We start from the raw sequence: 25754 nt of genomic DNA, 5'->3' as shown, positions 1-25754 counted from the left end.
GGGCTCAGCCTTGCTGGCTGCAGCAGGTCGCCACTTGCGCCGCCAACCGGGCATTGTCGATCAGCAGGGCGCGATTGGCTTTGAGCGTTTGACCTTCACTGCGTCGATGCAGGTGGCTGAGCAGGAAGGGTGTCACCTGTGGGCCGGCCACCTTCTCGGCCTGTGCGGCTGCGAGCGCCTCCTCCAGCCAGGCCTCCACGGTCTGCGTGGGCAGCGCCATGCTCTCCGGCACAGGATTGGCCAGCAGCACCCCGCCCAGTCCCAGTTCCCACTGCGCAGACAGCAAACTGGCGGCTTGCTCCGGCGAGTCCACTCGCATGGTGACGGGCAGGGCGGCGTCGCGGGAGTAGAAGGTCGGGAAGCTGTCGGTACCATAGCCCACAACCGGCGTGCCGAGACTTTCCATCACTTCCAGTGTGCGCCGCAGGTCGAGGATCGATTTGGCGCCGGACGAAACGACGCAGACCGGGGTGCGTGCGAGTTCGTAAAGGTCGGCGGACACATCGAAGCTGTCGCCCTGGCCCTCGGCGCTGCGATGCACGCCCCCGATGCCACCGGTTGCAAATATCCTGATGCCGGCCATTGCGGCGGCGATCATGGTGCTGGCCACGGTGGTCGCCCCGTCGCAGCCTTCGGTGAGGGCGCGCGCCAGGTCGCGGCGGCTCACCTTGATCACCTGTCGGCCATGCTTTGCAAAGCGCTCGATGTCTCCCGCTTCCAGGCCGACGACCAGACGGCCGGCGGTCACACCCACCACCGCCGGCACGGCGCCGCCGCTGCGCACGGCTTCCAGCATTTCCTGGGTCGCGTCCAGGCTGTCCGGCCAGGGCAGCCCGTGGGCGATGACCGTGGATTCCAGCGCCACCACGGGGCGCCCTTCGGCAAGCGCCGCCTGGACCTCCTCGCCGATGCGCAGCAGCCGGCTCATAGGTTCAGGGCCTGGCGCAGTTCATGCACGCGGGCCTCCAGTGCAGCCGAGGGATAGGGCTGCATCGGCAATGCGCCCCAGATGGGCTTGGGCCAGGCCGGATCCTTGGAAAAGCGTGCGATGACATGGATGTGCAACTGTGGCGTCATGTTGCCGAGCGCCGCCACGTTGATCTTCTGCGCGGCGTAAAGACGTTTGAGCACCTCGGAGCAGGCGGTGATCTCGTCGCAGACCCGGTACTGGTCGAGCGGCTCTAGGTCGTGCAGATCGCGCATCTCAGCTCGCTCGGGCACCAGAACCAGCCAGGGCCAGCGCGCTTCCTTCATCAGCAGCAGCCGCGACAGGCGCAGGTGCCCCACCTCCACGCCGTCCCGGGCGAGATCAGGGTGCAGTTCGAACGACGTGTTCATGGAGCCTCCTGTGGAAGACTGCGGTCGGGTGCGCAGCTTGGCCGCTTCACCGGGCGCAACGCAAGCCGAAGTGTGCCGGACTATGGTGGTGAGTGGCGTCTATCCCTATTTGAAGGCTCATGTCCCGCGAAGCCCACCCCGAAAACTGGCTCCAAGTCACTCCGCGCGGCCTCTATTGCCGGCCCGGGGATTTCTTCATCGATCCGCACCGCCCCGTGGAGCGTGCCGTGGTGACGCACGGTCATGCCGATCATGCCCGCCCGGGGAACGCTGCGGTCATCGCCACGCCCCAGACCCTCGCCATCATGCAGGCGCGTTACGGGGAGCGCGCCGGCGCAGTCCTGCATCCCCTGGCCTATCATCAGCGGCTCTCTCTGGGTCCGGTCACTGTCAGGCTCGTGCCCGCGGGCCATGTGCTCGGCTCCGCTCAGGTCGTGATCGAGTGGGGTGGCTGGCGTGTGGTGGTTTCGGGCGACTATAAGCGCCAGCCCGATCCCACCTGCGCCGCCTTCGAGGTGGTGCCCTGCGACGTCTTTGTGACCGAAGCCACCTTCGCGCTGCCGGTGTTCCGTCATCCTCCGGCCGATGAGGAGGTGCGCCGCCTGCTGCATTCGGTGGACCTGTTTCCCGAGCGCACGCATCTGGTTGGTGCCTACTCCCTGGGCAAAGCGCAGCGGCTTCTGGCGCTGCTGCGCCACGCGGGCTGGGATCGCCCGGTCTACCTGCACGGCGCACTGGAGCCGCTCTGCCAACTCTACGAAGAACAGGGCGTTGATCTGGGGCCGCTCCGCTCGGCCACGCGAGCGGAGGCGGACTTGGCGGGCGACATTGTCGTGGCACCGCCCTCCGCGCTGGCGGATCGCTGGCTACGACGCTTCGCTGATCCCCTGACCGCCATGGCATCGGGCTGGATGCGGGTGCGGCAAAGGGCGCGCCAGCGGGGCGCGGAGCTGCCGCTGGTGATTTCGGACCATGCCGACTGGGATGAGCTGACCCAGACCCTGCGCGAGGTCGGCGCGCCGGAGGTCTGGGTGACGCATGGCAGCGAGGAGGCCTTGATCCACTGGGCCCGGGGCGAGGGGATGCGGGCGCGGGCACTTTCGCTGATTGGTCGCGGCGAGGAGGAGCAGGACGCTCTGCCATGAGGGACTTCGCCGAGCTGTTGGACCGGCTGGTGTTCACGCCGCGTCGCAGCATCAAGCTGCGCCTCATCGGCGATTACTTCGCCCGGGTGCCCGACCCGGATCGGGGCTGGGCCCTGGCGGCACTGACCGGCGGGTTGACCTTCCCGGGCGCCAAGCCGGCCATGATTCGGGCCTTGATCGAGGAGCGCTGCGATCCCGTTCTCTTCCGCTGGTCCTACGATTATGTGGGCGATCTGGCGGAAACCGCAGCGCTGCTCTGGCCCGAACGCCGGGGTGCCAACCGCGAGCCGGGGCTGGCGGAGGTGGTGGAGACACTGCAGGAGGCCGGCCGCACCGAAGTTCCCACGCTGCTCGCCGGCTGGCTGGATGCGCTCGATCCCACCGGGCGCTGGGCACTGCTCAAACTCATCACCGGCGGCTTGCGCGTCGGCGTGTCCGAGCGGCTCGCGAAGACGGCCTTGGCAAGCTTTGGCGGTCAGGATGCGGGCGCAATTGAGGAACTCTGGCACGGCCTGCGCCCGCCCTATGACGACCTCTTCGCCTGGCTAGAAGGCCGGGCACCTCAGCCGGAGGTGGCCGAAGCGGCGCTGTTCCGGCCCTTGATGCTGGCCCATCCCCTGGAGGAAGCGGAGGTCGACGCGCTTCCTCTGGGAGAGTTCTTGGCTGAGTGGAAGTGGGACGGCATCCGCGCGCAGCTGGTGGCGCACAAGGGGGAGTGCCGCCTCTTCAGCCGCACGGGCGAAGACATTGGTCCGGCTTTCCCGGACTTGCTGCAGAATATTGGCTTCGATGCCGTGCTTGACGGAGAACTGCTGGTCGCGCGCGAGGGCGCGCCAGCGCCCTTCAACGAGCTGCAGACACGACTGGGACGCAAGGCACCGACAGCCAAGCTACAGCGCTCGCATCCGGCACATCTTCGGCTCTACGACCTGCTAATCGACGCCGGGGAAGACCTGCGGCACCTGACCTTCTCCGAGCGGCGGGCACGGCTGGAGGCCTGGTATGCCCGCCACCGGCCGGCGCTCATGGACCTTTCGGAGCTGGTGGTCGTGGAGAACCACGCGGAGCTCAAGCGCTTACGGCGGGAGGCGCGCACGAGCGGCGTCGAAGGGCTGATGCTGAAACGGGCGGCCAGCCCCTATCTTGCCGGCCGGCCGAAGGGCCATTGGTACAAGTTCAAGCGCGATGCGCTGACGGTTGATGCGGTGCTCATGTACGCGCAGCGCGGTCACGGGCGGCGCAGCTCGCTCTTCTCCGACTACACCTTCGGCGCCTGGACCGAGGAGGGAACGCTGGTGCCCATTGGCAAGGCCTACAGCGGCTTCACCGATTCGGAGCTCAAGCGCCTCGACAAGTGGGTGCGTGACCACACGGTCGATCGATTCGGGCCCGTGCGGGCTGTCGAGCCAGGACTGGTACTGGAAGTGGCCTTCGATGCGGTCCAGCCCTCCAGCCGTCACAAGTCGGGCATCGCCCTGCGTTTCCCCCGCATCGCCCGCATCCGCTGGGACAAGCCGGCCGGCGAGGCAGACCCGCTGGAGCGGCTGCGTGCGATGATCGCCTGATCGTGGAGGCGACCCGCGGGCCCTTACGTCTGAGTGCACCGTGGATCGCGCTGCGTACTTAGCAGCCATCCTTGCTCATACTGCCCTGCTTCCAGAGTTGTTTGCCTTGCGGGAAATGGCATGGCAGGCTCTTTCCTTGGTCGGCTTGGACGGTGTGCTGCCGCCTGAAAGCTGCGGGAAAGCAGCCTGAAATACATGAACCGAAGGAGGTATATGGATGACTGAAGCCTTGAACCTGAAGAGCAGGCTGTTGCGGCGTGGCGGTGGTATCGCTGCCGGTGCCTTGTTGGCTGCAACGCTGCTCACACCGGCTGTTTCGGAGGCCCAGACCATCACCGGCGTCATGCACTCCGGGCTGCGGGTTCTCGATCCTGTCATCACCACGGCGCATATCACCCGCAACCATGCATACATGATCTACGACGTTCTCTTGGCGCAGGACGAGAACTTCGAGCCGCAGCCACAGATGGCCGATTGGGAGGTCTCCGATGATGGCCTCACCTATACTTTTACCCTGCGCGATGGCTTGGTGTTCCACGATGGGGAAGCGGTGACCGCTGAAGACGCCGTGGCTTCGCTCAACCGTTGGGGCAAGCGGGATTCCGGTGGTCAGCTTATCTTCGATGTGACCGAAAGCCTTGAGGCGACTGATGAGAAGACCCTGACCTGGACTCTCTCTGAACCCTTCGAGCCGCTGATTTCCGTCATCTCCAAGCAGTCGGCGCTGCCTCCCTTCATCATGCCCAAGCGCGTGGCGGAGACCTCGGCGGACACCCCCATCGAGGAGCATATCGGCTCGGGTCCCTTCGTCTTCGTTGAAGATGAGTTCGATCCCGGCCAGCGTGTGGTCTATGAGCGCTTTGATGACTATGTGCCGCGCGATGAAGAACCCAGCTGGATGGCGGGCGGCAAGCACGTCTATGTCGATCGCGTAGTCTGGGTGAACATGGCGGACCAGCAGACCGCCATCAACGCGCTTGGCGCCGGTGAGATTGACTACATCGAGCAGGTCCAGGTGGACCTTCTGCCGATGGTCGAGAGCAACCCGGATGTGGTTGTCGAGCGGCGTGATCCTCTTGGCTATCAGACCATGGGGCGCATGAACTTCAAGCACCCGCCCTTCGACGATAAGAAGTTGCGCCAGGCGGCGCTGCTGGCTCTGAGCCAGGAAGATGTGCTGGCCACCATGGTCGGCAACCCGGAGTACTATGAACTCTGCGGCGCCATCTTCGGTTGCGGTACCCCGCTGGCCGACGAGACAGGCTCCGAGAGTTTGACCAGCGGCGGTGACCCGGAAGCGGCAGCCCAGCTTCTGGAGGAGGCGGGCTATGACGGAACGCCGGTCGTGCTGATGGCGCCGACGGATGTGGTCACGCTGAACGATCAGCCTGTGGTGGCGGCGCAGGCCCTGCGGAACGCCGGCTTTGTGGTCGATTTGCAACCGATGGACTGGCAGAGCGTGGTCACGCGCCGCGCCAGCATGGACCCGCCGTCCGAGGGCGGCTGGAACATCTTCTTCACCAACTGGATGCTGCCTGAAGTCGCGGACCCGCTGATCAACGTGATGTTGAACGGCCGCGGTGATGACGGCTGGTTCGGCTGGCCAGAGGACGAGGCGGTCGAGGCGCTGCGGGCGGACTACGTCGCGGCCGCCAGCCCGGAAGAGCAGGCGGAAGTGGCGCGCAAGATCCAGGCGCATGCCCTGGATGAGGTGCTCTATGTGCCGCTTGGCCAGTACTTCTTCCCGCAGGCCACTGGCACCAACATCAGCGGGATCATTCCCGCTCCAGTCCCGGTCTTCTGGAACGTCAAAAAAGAAGACTGAGGCATGTGCACGGGCGGCCGGCAGCAATGCCGGCCGCCGCTTGCCGCTCAAGCTTGACGTTCTTGAGGAAATTCTTTCCTGATGCTTGGCTATATCATCCGGCGCATTCTAGCGATTCTACCCGTATTGCTGATCGTCGCGGTCATCGTTTTCTTGATGCTGCGTCTCTCCCCTGGCGATCCAGCGGCCATCCTGGCGGGAGATGCGGCCACCCCGGCTCAGATCGATCGCATCCGCACGGAACTGGGTCTCAACGACCCTCTCCATGTCCAGTTCATCACCTGGATGGGTCAACTGCTTCAGGGCGACCTGGGCACGTCGTTGATTTCGCGCACCGACGTTTGGACGATGATCGAGCGGCGCATCGATCCGACGATCAACATCGCTCTTTTGACCATATTCATCTCAGTCATGCTGGCGGTCCCGATGGGTGTAATCGCCGCCTGGAAGCACCGGACTTGGGCCGACTACCTGGTCATGACTTTTTCCGTGCTGGGCTTTTCGATCCCCGTCTTCGTCATCGGCTATATCTTTATCAGCATCTTCTCCCTGCAACTGCGATGGCTTCCAGTGCAGGGCTATACGGCTCCGAGTGAAGATCTGCTGGGCTTTTTTCAGCGAGCAATCCTGCCGGCCCTGACCTTGGCGACAATCTACATCGCGCTGATCGCCCGCATGACACGCGCGAGCATGCTGGAGGTCTTGAACGAGGACTATATCCGCACCGCCCGGGCCAAGGGTGTGTCGGAGCGTGACGTTCTCTTTCGCCATGCGCTGCGCAACGCCGCCGTGCCAATCATGACCATTATCGGCATCGGCTTTGCCTTGCTCATCGGCGGGGTGGTGGTCACTGAAAGCGTCTTCAACATACCCGGAATCGGGAGGCTGACGGTCGATGCCATCCTGGCGCGCGACTACCCGGTCATTCAGGCAATGATTCTCCTGACCGCCGGAATTTACGTGCTCGTCAATCTTCTGATCGACCTGTCCTACAGCCTTATCGACCCGAGGATCCGCTACTGATGGAAAAGGCGGTACAACCTGCTTCTTCGTCGCAATGGTTGCTGGGCGCTCTGTCGCTGCCGCGCCGTTGGCGCCTGGGCGCTGCCCCGATCATTGCTGGACTGCTCCTGCTTGCCATTGTGCTGGCGACGCTGCTGGCGCCGCTCTTCGTGACCCACGATCCGCTGGCGATGGAGGCAACCAAACGCCTGCAGCCGCCCTCGTCGGAGTATCTGCTGGGGACGGACCCCTATGGACGGGACATGTTCAGCCGGGTTTTCTATGGCGGCCGGGTTTCGCTGCTGATCGGCGTGGGGGCGGCGCTCGTGAGCATCGCGCTCGGACTCATCATAGGTCTGATCGCTGGTTTCTTCCGCACAGCGGACGCCATCATCATGCGCATCATGGACAGTCTCATGGCCATCCCGGCCATACTGCTGGCGATTGCGCTGGTTGCGCTCAGTGGCGCCAGCATCGGCTCCGTGATCATCGCCATCACAATCCCCGAGATTCCGCGTGTGGTACGCCTCGTGCGTTCCGTGGTCCTCAGCGCACGCGAGGAGCCCTATGTGGAGGCCGCAACAGCGCTGGGTTCGAGCATGCCCAAGATTCTGATCCAGCATCTCATGCCTAACACCATGGCGCCGCTGATCGTTCAGGGGACCTACATCTGCGCATCGGCGATCCTGATCGAAGCCATCCTGTCCTTCCTGGGCGCAGGCGTGAGTACCGAGATCCCCACCTGGGGCAACATCATGGCTGAGGGACGAAGCTACTTTCAACTCAACCCAGGCTTGATCTTTTGGCCTGGCCTTATGCTTTCGCTGTGCATCCTGTCGATCAACCTGATCGGCGATACGGCCCGCGATCTGCTGGATCCGCGCCTGAAGAAGCGGGAGGCCTGACCCATGCGGTTCAATTCTCGCGACTTCTCGAACAACAAGGTCGTTCTGGATGTGCGCGACCTCTCAGTTCGCTTGCCGAACCAACCTCAGGTGGCGCCTATTCTGAACCAGGTCAGCCTCCAGATTCGCGCCGGAGAAACCGCCTGTCTGGTGGGGGAGAGCGGCTCGGGAAAATCGGTGACTTCGCTGGCGGTGATGGGCCTTCTGCCGAAGGATGCGCTGCGTGTGACCGGCGGCGGCATCACGCTGAGTGGCCGCAATCTTCTGGAGCTAACGCAAAAGGAGATGCGTGCGGCGCGCGCCCGCAACATGGCCATGATTTTTCAGGAGCCGATGACGGCGCTGAATCCGGTGATGCGGGTTGGCGACCAGATCGAGGAAGTACTGAAAGTCCATGGCGACCTGCCGCAGAAAGCGCGCCAGGAGCGCGTGCTGGCCATCATGGAGCAAGTGCACCTGCCGGATGTGCGTCGGGTCTATGCCTCCTATCCCCACCAGCTTTCCGGAGGACAACGCCAGCGCATCATGATCGCTATGGCCTTGATCCTGGAGCCCGAGCTGTTGATCGCCGATGAGCCGACGACCGCGCTCGACGTCACGACCCAGGGGCAGATCCTGAAACTGATTGCCGAGTTGCAGGAAAAGCAGGACACGGCAGTGCTCTTCATCACTCACGACATGGGAGTGGTTGCCGAGATAGCGGACTCGGTGCACGTGATGAAGGACGGTCAGGTGGTGGAGCAGGCGCCGGTTGAACAACTCCTGCGGCAGCCGCGCGAGGACTACACCCGTAAGCTGCTGAAGGCGGTCCCCAGCCTGATACCGCGGCAAGAGCGCCCAGAGACGCTAAGTGAGCCAGAGAGCCAGGGTGAAAAGGTTCTTCAGGTGCAAAAGCTGCGAAAGGTCTATGGTGGGCGCGGCTTTTTCCGGCGGGGCGAAGGGACGCTCGCAGCGGAAGATGTCAGCTTCGCCATTACCCGGGGCCGAACCTTGGGCATCGTCGGTGAAAGCGGCTCCGGAAAATCCACGGTGGCGCGCTGTGTGATGCGCCTTATCGAGCCGACCGACGGGCAGATCGTTGTCGCAGGCAGCGAGATCGCGCAGCTATCCCGCCAGGCACTGCGGCCGCATCGTCGCCACATCCAGATTGTTTTCCAGGACCCCTTCCGCTCACTTAATCCCCGCTGGAAGGTTGGGCGCAGCCTGGTCGAAGGGCCAGTGAATTATGGCGCGTCGCGGCAAGAGGCCATGCAGCAGGCGGGTGACCTGATGGAACTGGTCGGCCTGCCCCGCGAAGCGCTCGGCCGCTATCCGCACCAGTTTTCCGGTGGGCAGCGCCAGCGGATCGCCATCGCACGTGCGGTGGCAATGAAGCCCGACGTTCTGGTGGCCGACGAAGCGGTCTCGGCGCTGGATGTATCCATTCAGGCGCAGGTGCTCGAACTTCTGGCGGACATCCAAGAGAAGCTCGGGGTCGCGATTCTCTTCATCACTCATGACCTGCGGGTGGCGGCGCAGATTTGCGACGACATCCTGGTGATGCAGAATGGCAAGATTGTCGAATATGGCCCCGCCGGCGACGTTCTCGCCAACCCGCGTGACGCCTACACCCGCGCCCTGACCGACGCGGCGCCGGGACGGGGCTGGGACTTTGCCAACTTTCGTGAGCTCCAATCGGCTTGAGTTGGGAAGGGCCAGAACGGCGCTGACGCCTGCGGCCGACGGCGTATGCCGTGGGTTCCTTCACTGGGACGCCTTCGCCCACCCCGGGGAGCGGAAGACTGTTAGAAGCGGCCGGCTGATGCGGCGGCGTCATGAAGAGAGGAAGATGAGATGCCTGTTTTGTCCAGAATACAGGAATTCGCTGAAGAGCTGCGTGCCATTCGCCATGACATTCACGCCCACCCCGAGCTGGGCTTTGAGGAAACGCGGACAGCCAACCTGGTGGCGGACAAGCTGGAAGCCTGGGGCGTCGACGAGGTGCACAGGGGGATCGGGGGCACTGGCGTCGTCGGTGTCATCCAGGGAAAGCATCCCGGCAATCGCGCGATAGGCCTGCGCGCCGACATGGACGCCCTGCCCATTCAGGAGGCGACGGACCTTCCTTATGCCTCCAAGCATGAGGGCAAGATGCACGCTTGCGGGCATGACAGCCATACGGCGATCCTGCTGGGCGCGGCGCGCTACCTTTCCGAAACGCGCGAGTTCGCCGGCAAGGTGCATCTTATCTTTCAGCCCGCGGAGGAAGGCCTCGGTGGTGCTCGGCGGATGCTCGCAGAGGGACTCTTCGAGCGCTTTCCCTGCGACGAGATTTACGGAATGCACAACGATCCGACGAGTCCGGTGGGTCAGGTGCGGTTGAAGCCCGGGGCCGCCATGGCAGGGGCAACCTTCTTCGACCTCACCGTCAAAGGGACCGGTGCCCATGCCGCCATGCCGCACCAGGGCCAGGACCCTATCATCGTGGCGACAGCACTGGTGCAACAGCTTCAGACCATCGTTAGCCGCAATCGTGCGCCCGCCGTGCCGTTGGTCCTGTCGGTGACGCAAATCCACTCAGGCTCAGCTTATAATGTGGTGCCCAACACGGCGACGGTCTCTGGCACGATCCGCTACTTCTCGGACGAAGCCTGTGAGATGACCCACCAGCGCATCCATGAGCTTTGTGCGGGCATGGAGACGGCCTATGGGGTCAGAATCGAGGTGGACCTTCGTAACATTTTCGATGTGCTCATGAACGACCCGGAATTCGGCCAAGCCTATCTGGAAGCCGCGGCCGATGTGGTGGGTGCCGAGAATGCGCTGGAATCCGAGCAGTATGCGACCGGCAGTGAAGATTTTGCCGACATGCTGAAGGTGGTGCCCGGCGCCTATTGCCGTGTCGGTCACGGCGGAGACGTGCCGCTACACAACCCAGGCTTTTTCGTGGATGACGGCATTCTGCCGATCGGCGCTTCGATCATGGCGCGGATCGTTGAGCGCCGCCTGCAGGCGGCCTGACCAGTCCCCAACAAGTCCAGAAACCAGAGGAGATTCCCCACCATGCGCCTGCTCCTGGCCATGATGAAGCACGAGACCAACACCTTTTCGCCGGTGGAGACCAAGATCGAGCGTTTTGCCCGGCGGGGGGATCAGCCCCTGCGTGGCCAGGAGGCGATCGACGCCTATCGCGGCACCGGTACGGTTCTGGGCGGCTTCATGGCGGTGGCCGAAGAAAGTGGTGCGGAGATCGAGGTTGCCATTGCCGCCGAGGCCTGGCCCAGCGGGCCGGTGGATGACGAGGCCTACCGCATCATGACCGACGCAATCTGCGATGCGGTCGAACGAGGCGGCTGGGACGGCATTCTCCTCGATCTGCACGGCGCCATGGTGACGGAAAGCCTGGAGGACGGAGAGGGCAGCCTGCTCGCGCGGGTGCGAGCGCTTGCCCCCACGACCCCTGTCGCTGTCGGCCTCGACATGCACTCCAACATTTATGATGCCATCGTCGCCAACAGCGACGTCGTCGCCGGGTACCAGACCTATCCGCACATCGACATGTTCGAGACCGGGCAGCGGGCGGCGAGAGCACTGGTGGCGAAGATTCGTGGCGAGGTACGGCCGGTTCAGGCGTGGGACAACAACCCCATGCTGCCTCACGTGATGCGTCAGGGCACCGACGATCACCCCAACGGCATGCTGCAGGCGCGCGCACAAGAGATGGAAAACCTTCCCGGCGTGCTGGCCGTCAGCCTTTTTGTGGGCTTTCCCCATGCTGACATCCGTGATGCCGGCCTTTCCGTGGTGGTGGTAACGGATAACGATCGCGCCTTGGCCGAGCGATTGCGCGATGAGCTGCTGGACAGTGCCTGGAAAGAACGAGCGGCCTTCGTCTACCATCCGGAACCTCTGGCTGCATCTGTCGGGCGCGCCAAGGAGCTGCCGAAGGATGTGACGCAGGGTCCCATCATCCTGCTTGATCACTACGACAATGCAGCTTCGGGCGGTACCATGGATACCACTGCCGTTCTGGCAGAGATCCTTCGGCAGGAGTTGGAGAATGTGGCAGCCTTCGCGATCTTTGATCCGGAAGCGGTGCAGCAGGCCGTGGCTGCGGGCATTGGCGAGAGCGTGACGCTGAGCATTGGCGGCAAGCTGCCAATGCCGAGCATTCCTGTTGACAGCAAGCCCCTCGAAGTGACGGGGCGGGTCAAGACCATCTCCGAGGGTCGCTATCGTAACAAGGGGCCGATGTACGCGGGCGTCGCCATGGACATGGGCACCGCTGTGGTTCTGGATACCGGCCGCGTGGAGATCGTCATCATCTCCCGCCACGTGGAGCCTCATGACATCAATGTGCTGCTCAGCCTCGGCATCGATCCGATGCAAAAGCGCTACATCATGCTGAAGAGCCGCATCCATTGGCGCGCGGGGCTGAAGCATATCGCCCGGGATATAATCGAATGCGCGGGCGTGGGCGTTTGCACCTCCGACTACAGCCAGCTCAACTTCACCAAGGTTCGTCGCCCGATTTATCCCCTGGACGATATCCAGGACCGCAGCACCACGAACTGACCGGAGCGGATCGCGTTTGATCTGTAACGCGCAGCGTTCGGAACAAACGCGTGAACCCGCTCTGAATCAAAGGTGTAGAGCAGATCCGGCTCTTACCCGCGGGCGCTTATCGGTATGTCGGCCTTCAAGCGGTGGAGGAGAAGGAAGAAGGCGACGGCGAAGTTGACCATGTTCCAGGCGATGCCGTTCAGGAAGGCGACCTGATAGGAGCCGGTCCAGTCGTAAATGGCACCGGAAAGCCAGCCGCCCAGCGCCATGCCGATAATTGTGGCCATGAGGACGAGGCTCACCCGGGCACCGGCTTCCTTGGCCGGGAAGTATTCCCGCACGATCAAGGCATAGCTCGGCACGATACCGCCCTGCGCCAGGCCGAAGAGCGCCGAGACGACATAGAGCGAAGTGAGGCCGTCGAAGGGGATGTAGAGGATCAGCGCCAGGCACTGCAAAGTGGATCCCAGAATGAGCGTGCCCAGACCGCCGATGCGGTCGGCGATCACCCCGGAAATCAGCCGACTGACGATGCCCATGGCCAGCATCAGGGACAGCATTTCTGCCCCGCGCACCGCCCCATGACCCAGGTCGCCGCAGTAGGCCACGATGTGGACCTGGGGCATGGCCATGGCCACGCAGCAGGCGATGCCGGCGAAGACCAGCAGGGCCTGCAGGACGGGCGCAGGAAGGGGGGCACGGACCGGCGGACGGGTGCTGACGGCTTTCGGCCCGGCGTGGATCGGCGTGGGCCGACGCATCAGCATGATCAGCGGCAGCATGATGACCAGGCTGACCACCCCGATGACCAGATGCGCTTCGCGCCAGCCATAGGCTTCGGTGATGTAGCTCAGGATGGGTGGCCAGATGGTGCCGGCAAGGTAACTGCCGCTGGCGACGACCGCTGTGGCGATTCCCCGGCGTTTGAGAAACCAGTGAGTCACATCAGCGATCAGTGGCCCAAAGGAGGCGGCGCTGCCGAGCATGCCGACCATCACGGCCTGGATCGCCACGAACTGCCAGTAGGCCGAGACCTGTGAGATGGCGATGTAGCCGCCACACAGCATAACGGCACCGAACAGCAGCGGCCGGACGATGCCATAGCGGTCGGTCATGCGACCGAAAAACAGGCCGCCGATGGCAAAACCGATCATGGTGGCTGTATAGGGCAGGGAAGCGTCGCCGCGGTCGATGTTGAACTCGGCCTCGATGGCGGGCAGAACGACAACCGAGGACCAGAGGCCAATGCCACCGACCATGGCAATGAGCAGCGAAACCAACAGGCGCCACCAGGCGTAGGGGCTGTCTATCACCTCGCTGGACTCCAGGTGGTCCCCGTCAACCTTTGCGCTCACGCCATACCCCTCCCATTCGACGACAGACTTCTTGATGCTGGCAGCAGCGTTACCCCGCTGCTCCCTGAGGCACAACTGGCGGAAGGCGGGACCAGGATTGCATTATCCACGGGGCTGAACTTCAACGTCGTGACGGGGTAGACGGGTGGCTGCTTTTGTTTGACCGAAGGCCTGCTTGCGGGTTCTCTGCGCGCCTCAGGACATCCTCTAGTCAGGTTCACGGAAAGGAAGCCATGTTCGATCCAGCAGCTGCCGATCTTCGTTTGGGCATCGTCGGGGCCGGCGCGATGGGGGGCGGCATCGCCCAGGTCGCCATCTCCGCCGGTGTGGACGTCATTCTCTTTGATCAGAACGCTGAGGCTGCCGCCAAGACCCGAGACGCGGTTTTCGCCCGCCTCGACAAGCGTGTGACAAACGGCAAGGCGAGTCCCGAAGAGGTGGCTGCAGCCAAGGCCTGCCTGCGCCTGGGCGAGAGTCTGCAGGATTTCGCCGACCGCCAGGTGGTGATCGAGGCGATCATCGAGGATCTGGAGATCAAGCGCGGTCTGTTCCGGGAACTGGAGGGCATTGTCGCCGCAGACTGCGTGCTCGCTTCTAACACCTCGTCGCTGCCCATCGGCGCCATCGCCCGCGTGTGCGAGCGGCGCGAGCGCATTGCAGGCCTGCATTTCTTCAACCCCGTTCCCGTGATGCGGCTGGTCGAGGTTATCCGCGGCCCGGACAGCGCCCCGAAGGTGGTGGAGGCTCTGCGTGGTCTGGGGTCCCGGCTGGGACGCACGCCGGTGGAGGTGCCGGATTCGCCGGGCTTTCTCGTGAACCTCGGCGGGCGCGCCTACACCACCGAGGGCCTGGCCGTGGTGCAAGAGGGCGTGGCCACGCCGGCCCAGGTCGATGCCATCATGCGCGACGGCTTTGGCTTTCGCATGGGTCCCTTCGAGTTGATGGACCTGACCGGCATGGACGTGAACTTCCCGGTGACCCGTCTGGTGCACGAGTCCTTCTTCCACGACCCGCGCCTGCGCTCCACCACGCTGCATCGTTCGCTTTTCGAGTCCGGCCGCCTCGGGCGCAAGACGAATCACGGGCACTACGTCTACCGCGACGGCAAGCCGGAGGTGCCCAGTGCCGATGCTGCCGTCGGGGACAAGCCGGCACGCAAGCTGGTCCTTTTCGAGGCCGATGAGCATCTGCGCGCCTTCGCCGGGGAACTGGGTGCCGACCTCCTGGAGGAAGATGACGGCAGCAGCCCGATCCTGGCCGCGCCGCTGGGTGAGGACTGTACGGAGTTGGCCCGACGCAGCGGCATCGACCCGACGCGGCTGATCGCCATCGACCTGCTGCCCGATGTATCCGCCCGGATTACGCTGATGGGCGCACCGAACGTCGATCCAGAGGTGCGCCAGGCGGTGATCGATCTGCTCGGCCAGAAGCGCAAGGTCACGGCCATCGCCGATTCCTTAGGCTTCGTCGCACAGCGGATTCTTTCCATGGTCGGCAATCTCGGTTGCGAGATGGCCCAGATCGGTCTGGCGCCGCCGGAAGACATCGACACCGCCATGAAGCTGGGCCTCAACTATCCCAAGGGTCCGTTGGAGATCGTGGAACACCTCGGCTGCCGCCAGGTCTTCACCATTCTCGAGCGCATGCAGGCCCTGACCGGCGACGACCGCTATCGGCCGTCGCTGTGGCTCCGGCGCCGGGCAGCGCTCAACCTCCCGGCCGGTTACCGGCCCAGCGTCTGAAAGCGCCCGAGAAGCGAAAAGTGAAAGGAACGAGTGACGTGAGCCAGGAAGCATTTGTCTGCGACGCGCTGCGCACCCCTATCGGTCGCTATGGCGGAGCCCTCGCCTCCGTGCGACCGGACGATTTGTTGGCCGGTGTCCTGCGTGGCCTTATGGGGCGCAACGAGGGCGTCGACTGGAGCCAGGTCGACGACGTGATCATGGGCTGTGCCAACCAGGCCGGCGAGGATAACCGCAATGTGGCGCGCATGGCCGCACTGTTGGCCGGGCTGCCGGAAGCAGTGCCGGGGGCGACGGTGAACCGGCTGTGCGGCTCAGGACTGGAGGCCCTGGGGCAGGCGGCGCGCGCCATCCGCACCGGCGAGGCCGATCTTGTCCTGGCCGGTGGCGTGGAGTCCATGAGCCGGGCGCCATTCGTGATGGGCAAGGCGGACAGCGCCTTCTCGCGCAAGGCGGAGGTTTTCGACACCACCATCGGTTGGCGCTTCATCAACAAGCAGATGCACAAGCTCTATGGCACGGACTCCATGCCGGAGACGGCGGAGAACGTGGCGGCCGAGTTTGCTATTGCGCGCGCGGATCAGGACGCCTTCGCCCTGCGCTCCCAGGAGCGGGCGGCCGCAGCGCAGCAGTCCGGTCGGCTGGCCCGCGAAATCCTGCCTGTCACCATCCCGCAACGGCGCGGTGATCCGCTCGTTGTCGCGCAGGACGAGCACCCGCGGGCGACCACGCTGGAGAAGCTTGCGTCACTCGGCACACCTTTCCGCCAGGAGGGGACGGTGACCGCCGGCAATGCGTCGGGCGTGAACGATGGAGCTGCGGCGCTGATCGTGGCCTCGGAAGCGGCCGTGAAGCGCTATGGCCTCACCCCGCGTGCCCGCGTGGTTGCCTGCACCAGCGCCGGTGTGGCACCGCGCATCATGGGAATCGGGCCGGTGCCGGCGACACAAAAGCTGCTGGCCCGCAGTGGTCACACCATCGCGGACATGGATGTGATCGAGCTGAACGAGGCCTTCGCCGCCCAGGCGCTGGCCGTCCTGCGACAGCTCGGCCTGCCCGACGACGCGCCGCAGGTGAACCCCAACGGCGGCGCCATTGCGCTGGGGCATCCCCTGGGCATGTCGGGCGCGCGCCTGGCCTTGACGGCGACGGAAGAGTTGTCGAGCGGGGACGGGCGCCTGGCGCTCTGCACCATGTGCATCGGCGTCGGACAGGGCATCGCGCTGCTGTTGGAGAAGGTGTAGACCGAGGTGCTGCTCAGCGCGGCACGCTGAGTTCCTTTTCCACGCCGTCGATCAAGCGATCGGGGTGGCAATAGGCGGCCAGGGCGACCGGATCCTTCAGCAGGATCCGGTCGTTCTGCGTTTCCACCCCCAGGTCGCGCAGCGTTGCCAGAGCGCGGGACAGGCTTTCGCGCGTCATGCCCAGTTGCGAAGCGATGACCTGCTTGTCGTAGGGCAGTTGAACAGTCATTTCCGATTCGTCTCCGGGCTCAGCCAGGCTGAGCAGGAAGCAGCCGACGCGCTGCACCGTGGTGCGCAGCTTGAGGTTCTTCACCTGGCGGACCATGCGGCGGAACTGGCCGGCGAGGGAGGCGAGCAGCGTCAAGGCCAGCTCGGGATGCGCGGCAATGTTGCGGCGGAGCTCGGCCGCGGGCAGCAGCAGAAGGCGCGCCGGCTCCTGCACCGTTGCGCTCATCAGGTAGGGCGTGTCGGTCAGGGCGGCCGCCAAAATGAAGCAGTCCGGCGGTGTCACGATCTCGATGACGACTTCTCGTTCACTGTCCGCCTCTGTGGCAGAGAGCTGCACGCTGCCGTCGAGCAGGATGTGCAGGAAGTCCGGTTGCGCGCCCGAATCGAACAGACGGGTGCGGGCTGGGAAGCGTTGTAGCAGCGCTCCCGCCGTCAGGGCCTTGAGATCCGGGATTCCCAGCCCGGAGAAGAGCGGAATCTGCTGCAGACTCTCGATGTCGCTCTCGCGTAGCGGCACGGCGCTTACTCCTGTCCGCTCGCCGGCGGGATCGGGCAATTGTGAGCTATATCACAGCATAGAATGATATTCATCATGTTCTTCTTTGCGGTCAGGTAAATTTGTAAGGAATGAATAGGGTAACTTTAATAACTCTATCCAAGAAGTGCGGGTTTCAGATCACTACTTTGCGCTGGATCAATCAAGGCGGGCGACATTCCGAATAGCGTCCTTTCCGAACGGCACAACAAGTGTCGAGCATTGCCGGAGAGGGCGACATGCCGACGAGGCCAAGCAGCGGATCCACCACGCCGAACCGCATCCTGTCGCTGAGCACCGTGGCTTTCACGGTCTGTTTTGCCGTCTGGACGATCTTTTCCATCATCGGTGTGCAGATCAAGGAGGAGCTGGGTCTTTCCGAGACCGAGTTCGGTCTGCTTGTCGGCACGCCCATTCTCACCGGCTCGCTGGTGCGGCTCATCCTGGGCATCTGGGCCGACCAGTACGGCGGTCGACTGGTCTATACGATCGTCATGATCGCTGCGGCGATCGCCACCTTTCTCCTCTCCTGGGCCACCACCTACGAAACCTTCCTGATCGCCGCGCTGGGTGTCGGGCTGGCGGGCGGCTCCTTCTCGGTCGGGGTCGCCTACGTTTCCAAGTGGTATCCGAAGGAAAAGCAAGGCACGGCGCTCGGCATCTTCGGCATGGGCAACGTCGGTTCTGCGGTGACCAAGTTCCTGGCGCCCTTCGTGATGGTGGCCTACGGCTGGCAGGCGGTGGCCGTGGTCTGGGCGGCGGCGTTGCTGGTCATGGCGGTGGTCTTCTGGTTCACCACCGAGGACGATCCGGCACTGGCGGAACGGCGACGCAGCGGAAGCAAGCCGCAGTCCATCGCCCAGCAGCTCGCGCCGCTGAGGAAGCTGCAGGTCTGGCGCTTCGCGCTCTATTACTTCTTCGTCTTCGGCGCCTTCGTCGCCCTGGCGCTCTGGCTGCCGCGCTACTTCGTCGGCGCCTACGGCCTGCCGATCACCGCGGCGGGCATGCTCGGGGCCGCTTACTCGATCCCAGCCAGTGTGTTCCGGGCCTTCGGCGGCTGGTTGTCCGATCGCATCGGTGCGCGAGCGGTGATGTACTGGACCTTCGGGGTTTCGGCGGTCGCGACCTTCCTGCTCTCCTATCCCTCGACCGACTATGTGGTGCATGGGATCGACGGGCCGATCGCCTTCACGGTCGAGATGGGGGTGCTTCCTTTCACCATCCTTGTCTTCATCCTCGGCTTCTTCATGTCGCTGGGCAAGGCGGCGGTCTACAAGCACATCCCGGTCTACTACCCCGATCATGTGGGCTCCGTCGGCGGTGTCGTCGGCATGATCGGCGGGCTGGGCGGCTTCATCCTTCCGATTACCTTCGGCGCCCTCAACGACATGATCGGCGTCTGGACAAGCTGCTTCATGCTGCTCTTCCTGCTGGTCGCCGTGGCCTTTATCTGGATGCACCTCGCCGTCCTGCGCATGGAGCGCGCCGCCGCGCCTGGTCGCAAGGAGCTGCCCCAGCTCCCCGAGATGCTGGAAATCCATCGGCCAGAGCATCTACGGCCTGAACATCAACGCCCCGAAAACCAACGTGCCGCACATCAACGCCCCGCTGCGCCCCCCAAGGGCGCGGCTTGATGGTCCTGTCTGGGAAGGGAGCGCGAAAGCATGTCGAGCGAAAGCCTGCAGGCCGGCCGTCAGGGCTCCACCTGGCTGAAGCGGTGGGAGCCAGAAGACCCGGCATTCTGGGACAGTCAGGGCAAGGCTCTGGCCTGGCGCACGCTTTCCATCACCACCGCCAACCTGACCATGGCCTTCGTGGTCTGGTTCATGGTCAGCGCCCTGGTGGTGCGTCTGCCGAACATCGGCTTCGACCTGACCGGCAGCCAGCTCTTCTGGCTGACCGCCATGCCGGGCCTGGCGGGCGGCACGCTGCGCATCCTCCACACCTTTCTGGTGCCGATCTACGGCACCCGCCACGTGGTCACGCTCTCGACCCTATTGCTGCTGCTGCCGATGATCGGTTGGTTCTTTGCAGTGCAGAATCCCGAGACGCCTTACGCGGTGCTGCTCGGTCTGGCCTTCCTGGCCGGACTGGGCGGCGGCAATTTCTCCTCCTTCATGCCCTCGACCAGCCTGTTCTTCCCGAAGCGGCTGCAGGGCACGGCGCTGGCGGTCCAGGCGGGCATCGGCAACTTCGGCGTCTCAATCGTCCAGTTCGTGACCCCCTGGATCATCGGTTTCGCGCTGATCGGCGGCCTGGCAGGCGGGCCGCAGGTGGCGACGGGGGCCGAGCGGGAACTCTGGCTGCAGAACGCCGCCCTGGTCTATGTCCCCTTCATCCTGGCCTTCGGTCTTGCCTCCTGGTTCCTGCTGCGCTCGGTCCCGGTGCGGGCGAACTTCCGGGAGCAGCTGGACATCTTCAAGCTCAAGCACGGCTTGCTGATGACCGTCCTCTACATCATGACCTTCGGCACCTTCTCGGGGTTCTCCGCCACCTTCCCGCTGCTGATCCGCCAGCTCTACGGCGACTTCGAGAATGCACCGGACCCCCTGGCCTGGGCCTTCCTCGGGCCCCTGGTGGGTTCGGTCATGCGGGTCGTGGCCGGACCGATCTCGGACCGCTTGGGCGGTGCCAAGGTCACGCAGGTTTCGGCGATCGGGCTGATCATCTGCGTCCTGGCTGTCACCTTCTTCACCAGCCCCACCTCGTTGGACCAGTTCCCCTGGTTCGTGGCCTTCATGCTGGGGATCTTCTTCTTCTCCGGCATCGGCAATGCTTCGACCTTCAAGCAGATGCCGATGCTCTTTACGCCGCGCCAGGCGGCCGGCGTCATCGGCTGGACCAGCGCAGTTGCCGCCTACGGGCCCTTTGCCGCCGGCATGATGCTTGGGCTCTCGGTCAGCTTCTTCGGCACGCCCAATGCCTTCTTCTACTGGGCCGCGATTTTCTACACCGCCTGCCTTGCCATCAACTGGTGGTTCTACGCCCGCAAGGGCGCGGAAGCCCCCTGCTGAGGAGTGGAGTACCCCGATGAGTCACTTTCTCGACCGCCTCAACTTCTTCCGTAAGACCGTCGGCGACTTCTCCGAAGGGCACGGCATCGTGACCAACGAGGATCGGGGCTGGGAGGAGTCCTATCGTCGCCGCTGGCAGCACGACAAGACGGTACGCTCGACCCACGGTGTGAATTGCACCGGCTCCTGCTCTTGGAAGATCTACGTGAAGGGCGGGATCGTCACCTGGGAGACGCAGCAGACAGACTATCCGCGCACCCGCCCCGACATGCCGAACCATGAGCCGCGCGGTTGCTCGCGTGGTGCCAGCTACTCCTGGTACCTCTATTCCGGCAACCGCCTGAAGTACCCCATGGTGCGCAAGCGCCTGATCCAGCTCTGGCGTGAGGCGCGGGCGGTGCAGACTCCGGTGGCGGCCTGGGCTTCCATCGTGGAGGATCAGGAAAAGCGCGAACGCTATACCCGGGTGCGCGGGCAGGGCGGTTTCGTGCGAGCCGACTGGGCTGAGGTGGAGGAGATCGTCGCTGCTGCGAATGCCTACACGATCCGCCGCTACGGCCCCGACCGCGTCGCGGGCTTCTCGCCGATCCCGGCCATGTCGATGATCTCCTACGCCGCGGGCACGCGTTATCTCTCGCTACTCGGCGGCACCTGCCTGAGCTTCTACGACTGGTACTGCGACCTGCCGCCCTCCAGCCCGCAGACCTGGGGTGAGCAGACTGACGTGCCCGAGAGCGCGGACTGGTACAACGCCGGCTTTCTGCTGATCTGGGGCTCGAACGTGCCGCAGACGCGCACGCCGGACGCCCACTTCTACACCGAGGCGCGCTACAAGGGCGCCAAGTCGGTGGTCATCACACCCGACTACTCGGAAGCCTCCAAGTTCGCCGACCTGTGGATCTCGCCGAAACAGGGCACCGATGCCGCCCTGGGCCTGGCCATGGGCCACGTGATCCTGCGGGAGTTTCATCTCGACAAGCATTCGGACTACTTCCAGGACTACTGCCGCCGCTATTCCGATATGCCCTTCCTTGTGCGACTCGTGGAGCAGGACGGGCGCTGGGTGCCTGAGCGCCAGCTGCGCGCCAGCGATTTTGCGGACGGTCTGGGCGAAACGAATAATCCGGAATGGAAGACCCTGGCCGTCGATGAGCGCAGCGGCGAGATCGTGGTGCCCAATGGCTCCATCGGCTTCCGCTGGGGCGAGCAGGGGCGCTGGAACCTCGAGGAGCGGGCCAGCGGGCGCGATGAGGTGCGCCTGCGGCTGTCGCTGCTGGATGCCCGCGATGACGTGCTGCCGGTGGCCTTCCCCTACTTCGGCGGCACGCCGCATGAGCACTTCCAGCACAGCGAGCATCCGGACGTCCTCGAGCGCAATGTACCCATCCGTGAACTGGATTTGCCGGAAGGCCCGGTGAAGGTGGCCACGGTCTTCGATCTGTTCTGCGCCAACTATGGCCTCGACCGCGGCCTGGGTGGTGCCCACGTCGCGAAATCCTTCGATGAGGATGTGCCATACACCCCGGCCTGGCAGGAGAAGATCACCGGTGTGCCGCGGGCCCAGGTGATCGCGACGGCGCGGGAGTTCGCACAGAACGCCGACAAGACCGAAGGCCGCTCCATGGTGATCCTCGGGGCGGGCCTGAACCACTGGTACCACATGGACATGATCTACCGCTCCATCATCAATCTTCTGGTGATGTGCGGTTGCGTCGGCCAGTCGGGCGGCGGCTGGGCCCATTACGTCGGGCAGGAGAAGCTGCGGCCGCAGACCGGCTGGCTGCCGCTGGCCTTTGCCCTCGACTGGGGCCGTCCGCCGCGGCAGATGAACTCCACCTCCTTCTGGTACGCCCACAGCGACCAGTGGCGCTACGAGACGCTGCCCGTCGCCTCCATCCTTTCGCCCACCGCGCCGAAGGGCGACTGGGACGCCAGCCTGATCGACTTCAATGCGCGCTCGGAGCGGATGGGCTGGCTGCCTTCGGCGCCGCAGTTGCGCACCAATCCGCTTGAGGTGGTGAAGGCGGCGGAAAAGGCCGGCAAGGACCCCAAGGACTATGCGGTCGAGGAGATGAAGGCAGGCCGGCTGGAGTTCTCCTGTCAGGACCCGGATGCACCGGAGAACTGGCCGCGCAATCTCTTCGTCTGGCGGTCCAACCTGCTGGGCTCCAGCGGCAAGGGGCACGAGTACTTCCTCAAGCACCTGCTGGGCACGACCCACGGCGTGCAGGGCAAGGACCTGGGCGAGACCGGTGGCCAGAAGCCCAAGGAGGTCGTCTGGCACGAGCAAGCGCCGGAAGGAAAGCTCGACCTGCTAGTGACGCTCGACTTCCGAATGTCCACCACCTGTCTCTACTCGGACATCGTGCTGCCCACGGCCACCTGGTACGAGAAGAACGACCTCAACACCTCGGATATGCACCCCTTCATCCATCCGCTCTCGGGCGCGGTGGATCCGGTCTGGGAAAGTCGCAGCGACTGGGAGATCTACAAGGGCATCGCCCGGGCCTTCTCTGCCGTGGCGCCCGAGGTGCTGGGCAAGGAGAAGGATCTGGTCCTCACGCCGATCCAGCACGACAGCCCCGGCGAGCTGGCGCAAGCGCTGGAGGTGAAGGACTGGAAGAAGGGCGAGATCGACGCCCTGCCAGGCAAGACCATGCCGGCCATGGTCGTGGTCGAGCGCGACTACCCCAACGTCTACAAGCGCTTCACCGCGCTCGGCCCGCTGATGGGCGAGATCGGCAACGGCGGCAAGGGCATGGCCTGGAAGACCGGCGAGGAGGTCGAGTACCTGGCCCGCCTGAACGGCGCCGTGACCGAGGAGGGTCCGACCAAGGGCATGCCGCGCATCGAGACCGACATCCATGCCGCTGAGGTGATCCTCACCCTGGCGCCTGAAACCAATGGCGAGGTCGCAGTCAAGGCCTGGGAGTCTCTGGGGAAGTTCACTGGCCGCAACCACCGGCACCTGGCGGTTCACAAGGAAGACGAGAAGATCCGCTTTCGCGACGTCCAGGCCCAGCCGCGCAAGATCATCTCCTCGCCGATCTGGTCCGGGCTGGAGAGTGAGAAGGTCAGCTACAACGCCGGCTACACCAACGTCCACGAATTGATTCCCTGGCGCACGCTGACGGGCCGTCAGCAGCTCTACCAGGATCACCTCTGGATGCGGGCCTTCGGGGAGGCGCTTTGCGTCTACAAGCCGCCGATCGACACCCGAACCGTGGCGCCTGTGATTGACAAGAAGGGCAACGGCAATCCCCAGGTGGTGCTGAACTTCATCACGCCGCACCAGAAGTGGGGCATCCACAGCACCTACACCGACAACCTGCTGATGCTCACGCTCTCGCGCGGCGGCCCCATCGTCTGGATCAGCGAGGATGACGCCAAGGCTGCGGGCATCGAGGACAACGACTGGATCGAGGCCTACAACGCCAATGGCGCGCTGGTGGCCCGGGCGGTGGTGTCGCAGCGGGTCAAGCCGGGACTGGTGCTGATGTACCACGCCCAGGAGAAGATCGTGAACGTGCCCGGATCGGAGATCACCGGGACGCGCGGTGGTATCCACAACTCTGTCACCCGCACCGTCACCAAGCCCACCCACATGATCGGCGGCTACGCCCAGCTTTCCTACGGTTTCAACTACTACGGCACCGTGGGCGCCAACCGCGACGAGTTCGTCATCGTCCGCAAGATGAGCAAGGTGGACTGGCTCGACCGGCCGGCGGCCACCTCCGACGCGACCTCGTCCCAGACTGCCACCGGATCCGCGAAGGAGGCGGCCGAGTAATGAAAATTCGCGCGCAAATGGGCATGGTCCTGAACCTCGACAAGTGCATCGGCTGTCACACCTGTTCGGTGACCTGCAAGAACGTCTGGACCTCGCGGGAAGGCGTTGAATACGCTTGGTTCAACAACGTCGAGACCAAGCCCGGCATCGGCTACCCCAAGGAGTGGGAGAACCAGAAGAAGTGGAACGGCGGCTGGGTGCGCACGCGCTCCGGCAAGCTGCAACCGCGCATGGGCGGCAAGTGGCGCCTGCTCTCGAAGATCTTCGCCAACCCGGACCTGCCGGAGATCGACGACTACTACGAGCCCTTCACCTTCGATTATGAGCATCTCCACAACGCGCCGGAGATGGAGGCCCCGCCCACGGCCCGGCCCCGCTCTTTGATCAGCGGTGAGCGGATGGAAAAGATCGAGTGGGGGCCGAACTGGGAGGAGATCCTGGGCGGCGAGTTCTCCAAGCGCTCCAAGGACGTGAATTTCGAGGGGGTGCAGAAGGACATCTACGGGCAGTTCGAGAACACCTTCATGATGTACCTGCCCCGGCTCTGCGAGCACTGCCTCAACCCCACCTGCGTCGCCGCCTGCCCCTCGGGCGCGATCTACAAGCGCGAGGAGGACGGCATCGTCCTGATCGACCAGGACAAGTGCCGTGGCTGGCGCATGTGCGTCTCCGGCTGCCCCTACAAGAAGATCTACTACAACTGGTCCTCCGGTAAGTCGGAGAAGTGCACCTTCTGCTACCCGCGCATCGAGGTGGGGCAGCCCACGGTCTGTTCCGAGACCTGCGTCGGGCGCATCCGCTACCTCGGCGTGCTGCTCTATGATGCCGACCGCATCGAGGAGGCGGCCAACGCGCCGGACGAGCAGGATCTCTACGAGGCGCAGCTCTCGATCTTCCTCGACCCGCACGACCCCGAAATCCAGGCCAAGGCCCGGGCGGACGGCGTGCCGGAGGCCTGGCTGGAGGCGGCGAAGAAGTCGCCGGTGTGGAAGATGGCCATGGACTGGAAGGTCGCCTTCCCGCTGCACCCCGAGTACCGCACCCTGCCCATGGTCTGGTACGTCCCGCCGCTTTCCCCGATCCAGTCGGCGGCCGAGGCGGGTGCCATGGGACTGGATGGCGACATGCCCGACGTGCGCAGCCTGCGCATCCCCCTCAAGTACCTTGCGAACATGCTGACGGCCGGCAAGGAGGCCCCGGTGGCCCTGGCGTTGGAACGCATGCTGGCCATGCGCGCTACTATGCGCGCCAAGACCGTCGAGGGGGTGGAGGACGCCAGCTTTGCCGAAAAGGTCGGCCTCTCGGTCGCGCAGATCGAGGAGATGTATCACATCATGGCGATCGCGAACTACGAGGACCGCTTCGTCATTCCCACCAGTCACCGCGAGGTGACGGAGGATGCCTACGATCTGCGCGGTTCCTGCGGCTTCAGCTTCGGCAACGGCTGCTCCAGCGGGTCGAGCAAGACGAACCTCTTCGGCACGCCCCGCGACAAACCCCACAAGACCCCGCTGGAGGCCTGAA

General features: G+C 64.4%; 18 protein-coding genes. 14 read left to right on the top strand and 4 right to left on the bottom strand.

Annotation, left to right across the window (positions count from 1 at the left end; all coding sequences use genetic code 11):
- Nucleotides 1-4: 4 nt before the first annotated feature.
- Together P2G67_RS03780 and P2G67_RS03775 are read right to left on the bottom strand one after the other, a co-directional pair.
- Nucleotides 5-928, bottom strand: coding sequence for a pseudouridine-5'-phosphate glycosidase (locus P2G67_RS03780; RefSeq protein WP_275820182.1), 924 nt, complete (start codon nucleotides 926-928; stop codon nucleotides 5-7).
- The gene (locus P2G67_RS03775) at nucleotides 925-1338 is read right to left on the bottom strand and encodes an HIT domain-containing protein (RefSeq protein ID WP_275820180.1); all 414 of its coding nucleotides are present in this window, start codon (nucleotides 1336-1338) and stop codon (nucleotides 925-927) included. Before P2G67_RS03775 ends, P2G67_RS03780 begins: the two co-directional genes overlap by 4 nt.
- A gap of 119 nt (nucleotides 1339-1457) precedes the next feature.
- Between P2G67_RS03775 and P2G67_RS03770 the strand changes: the two genes are divergently transcribed.
- The 8 genes from P2G67_RS03770 to P2G67_RS03735 all read left to right on the top strand — a co-directional run bounded on the left by P2G67_RS03770 (nucleotide 1458) and on the right by P2G67_RS03735 (nucleotide 12334).
- Nucleotides 1458-2483 (top strand): ligase-associated DNA damage response exonuclease, encoded by a 1026-nt coding sequence (locus P2G67_RS03770; RefSeq protein WP_275820178.1) that lies wholly within the window; start codon nucleotides 1458-1460, stop codon nucleotides 2481-2483.
- Nucleotides 2480-4048 (top strand): cisplatin damage response ATP-dependent DNA ligase, encoded by a 1569-nt coding sequence (locus P2G67_RS03765; RefSeq protein WP_275820176.1) that lies wholly within the window; start codon nucleotides 2480-2482, stop codon nucleotides 4046-4048. Before P2G67_RS03770 ends, P2G67_RS03765 begins: the two co-directional genes overlap by 4 nt.
- Before the next feature lie 217 nt (nucleotides 4049-4265).
- A complete protein-coding gene (locus P2G67_RS03760; protein WP_275820174.1) occupies nucleotides 4266-5873 on the top strand; it encodes an ABC transporter substrate-binding protein in 1608 nt (535 codons plus the stop codon).
- Nucleotides 5874-5954: 81 nt separating this feature from the next.
- Nucleotides 5955-6896 carry an ABC transporter permease gene (locus P2G67_RS03755; protein ID WP_275820172.1) on the top strand — a complete coding sequence of 314 codons (942 nt, stop codon included), beginning with the start codon at nucleotides 5955-5957 and terminating at the stop codon, nucleotides 6894-6896.
- A complete protein-coding gene (locus tag P2G67_RS03750) occupies nucleotides 6896-7780 on the top strand; it encodes an ABC transporter permease (protein ID WP_275820170.1) in 885 nt (294 codons plus the stop codon). Before P2G67_RS03755 ends, P2G67_RS03750 begins: the two co-directional genes overlap by 1 nt.
- A 3-nt stretch (nucleotides 7781-7783) precedes the next feature.
- On the top strand, nucleotides 7784-9463 hold the full coding sequence (locus P2G67_RS03745; protein ID WP_275820169.1) for an ABC transporter ATP-binding protein: 1680 nt from the start codon (nucleotides 7784-7786) through the stop codon (nucleotides 9461-9463).
- 150 nt (nucleotides 9464-9613) lie between these two features.
- Entirely contained in the window at nucleotides 9614-10780 is a 1167-nt protein-coding gene (locus P2G67_RS03740) for a M20 aminoacylase family protein (protein ID WP_275820167.1), read from the top strand.
- A 42-nt stretch (nucleotides 10781-10822) separates the two neighbouring features.
- Entirely contained in the window at nucleotides 10823-12334 is a 1512-nt protein-coding gene (locus P2G67_RS03735) for a M81 family metallopeptidase (protein WP_275820165.1), read from the top strand.
- 92 nt (nucleotides 12335-12426) lie between these two features.
- Here the strand turns inward: P2G67_RS03735 and P2G67_RS03730 are convergent, their stop codons facing one another.
- Entirely contained in the window at nucleotides 12427-13677 is a 1251-nt protein-coding gene (locus P2G67_RS03730) for an MFS transporter (protein ID WP_275820163.1), read from the bottom strand.
- Nucleotides 13678-13910: 233 nt separating this feature from the next.
- On the opposite strand from P2G67_RS03730, the gene P2G67_RS03725 reads away from it, so the two are divergent.
- Nucleotides 13911-15419 carry a 3-hydroxyacyl-CoA dehydrogenase gene (locus tag P2G67_RS03725; protein ID WP_275820161.1) on the top strand — a complete coding sequence of 503 codons (1509 nt, stop codon included), beginning with the start codon at nucleotides 13911-13913 and terminating at the stop codon, nucleotides 15417-15419.
- Between the two features lie 38 nt (nucleotides 15420-15457).
- Nucleotides 15458-16663, top strand: coding sequence for a 3-oxoadipyl-CoA thiolase (gene pcaF / locus P2G67_RS03720; RefSeq protein WP_275820159.1), 1206 nt, complete (start codon nucleotides 15458-15460; stop codon nucleotides 16661-16663).
- A 13-nt stretch (nucleotides 16664-16676) separates the two neighbouring features.
- On the opposite strand, the gene P2G67_RS03715 is transcribed toward pcaF, so the two are convergent.
- On the bottom strand, nucleotides 16677-17408 hold the full coding sequence (locus tag P2G67_RS03715; protein WP_275820157.1) for a helix-turn-helix domain-containing protein: 732 nt from the start codon (nucleotides 17406-17408) through the stop codon (nucleotides 16677-16679).
- A 257-nt stretch (nucleotides 17409-17665) separates the two neighbouring features.
- On the opposite strand from P2G67_RS03715, the gene P2G67_RS03710 reads away from it, so the two are divergent.
- The 4 genes from P2G67_RS03710 to narH are packed head-to-tail and all read left to right on the top strand — an operon-like array spanning nucleotide 17666 to nucleotide 25753.
- Nucleotides 17666-19060 carry an MFS transporter gene (locus P2G67_RS03710; RefSeq protein ID WP_322099632.1) on the top strand — a complete coding sequence of 465 codons (1395 nt, stop codon included), beginning with the start codon at nucleotides 17666-17668 and terminating at the stop codon, nucleotides 19058-19060.
- Nucleotides 19061-19090: 30 nt separating this feature from the next.
- Nucleotides 19091-20440, top strand: a complete 1350-nt coding sequence (locus tag P2G67_RS03705; protein WP_275820155.1) for an MFS transporter — start codon at nucleotides 19091-19093, stop codon at nucleotides 20438-20440.
- A 16-nt stretch (nucleotides 20441-20456) separates the two neighbouring features.
- Nucleotides 20457-24230, top strand: coding sequence for a nitrate reductase subunit alpha (locus P2G67_RS03700; RefSeq protein ID WP_275820153.1), 3774 nt, complete (start codon nucleotides 20457-20459; stop codon nucleotides 24228-24230).
- Complete coding sequence (gene narH, locus P2G67_RS03695) at nucleotides 24230-25753, top strand: nitrate reductase subunit beta (protein ID WP_275820150.1); 1524 nt, start codon at nucleotides 24230-24232, stop codon at nucleotides 25751-25753. Before P2G67_RS03700 ends, narH begins: the two co-directional genes overlap by 1 nt.
- Nucleotide 25754 lies beyond the last annotated feature (1 nt).

Origin of the sequence: Aquibaculum arenosum (assembly GCF_029222965.1) — a bacterium.
In the GTDB taxonomy this organism is placed as follows: domain Bacteria; phylum Pseudomonadota; class Alphaproteobacteria; order Kiloniellales; family DSM-21159; genus Aquibaculum; species Aquibaculum arenosum.
This window is presented reverse-complemented; position numbering and strand designations above follow the sequence as displayed.

Coding starts and splice junctions, on each gene's coding strand:
- P2G67_RS03725 (WP_275820161.1), top strand. CDS start 13,911: ATGTTCGATCCAGCAGCTGCCGATCTTCGTTTGGGCATCGTCGGGGCC.
- narH (WP_275820150.1), top strand. CDS start 24,230: ATGAAAATTCGCGCGCAAATGGGCATGGTCCTGAACCTCGACAAGTGC.
- P2G67_RS03745 (WP_275820169.1), top strand. CDS start 7,784: ATGCGGTTCAATTCTCGCGACTTCTCGAACAACAAGGTCGTTCTGGAT.
- P2G67_RS03775 (WP_275820180.1), bottom strand. CDS start 1,338: ATGAACACGTCGTTCGAACTGCACCCTGATCTCGCCCGGGACGGCGTG.
- P2G67_RS03755 (WP_275820172.1), top strand. CDS start 5,955: ATGCTTGGCTATATCATCCGGCGCATTCTAGCGATTCTACCCGTATTG.
- P2G67_RS03770 (WP_275820178.1), top strand. CDS start 1,458: ATGTCCCGCGAAGCCCACCCCGAAAACTGGCTCCAAGTCACTCCGCGC.
- P2G67_RS03735 (WP_275820165.1), top strand. CDS start 10,823: ATGCGCCTGCTCCTGGCCATGATGAAGCACGAGACCAACACCTTTTCG.
- P2G67_RS03765 (WP_275820176.1), top strand. CDS start 2,480: ATGAGGGACTTCGCCGAGCTGTTGGACCGGCTGGTGTTCACGCCGCGT.
- P2G67_RS03705 (WP_275820155.1), top strand. CDS start 19,091: ATGTCGAGCGAAAGCCTGCAGGCCGGCCGTCAGGGCTCCACCTGGCTG.
- P2G67_RS03750 (WP_275820170.1), top strand. CDS start 6,896: ATGGAAAAGGCGGTACAACCTGCTTCTTCGTCGCAATGGTTGCTGGGC.
- P2G67_RS03760 (WP_275820174.1), top strand. CDS start 4,266: ATGACTGAAGCCTTGAACCTGAAGAGCAGGCTGTTGCGGCGTGGCGGT.
- P2G67_RS03700 (WP_275820153.1), top strand. CDS start 20,457: ATGAGTCACTTTCTCGACCGCCTCAACTTCTTCCGTAAGACCGTCGGC.
- P2G67_RS03740 (WP_275820167.1), top strand. CDS start 9,614: ATGCCTGTTTTGTCCAGAATACAGGAATTCGCTGAAGAGCTGCGTGCC.
- P2G67_RS03780 (WP_275820182.1), bottom strand. CDS start 928: ATGAGCCGGCTGCTGCGCATCGGCGAGGAGGTCCAGGCGGCGCTTGCC.
- P2G67_RS03710 (WP_322099632.1), top strand. CDS start 17,666: ATGCCGACGAGGCCAAGCAGCGGATCCACCACGCCGAACCGCATCCTG.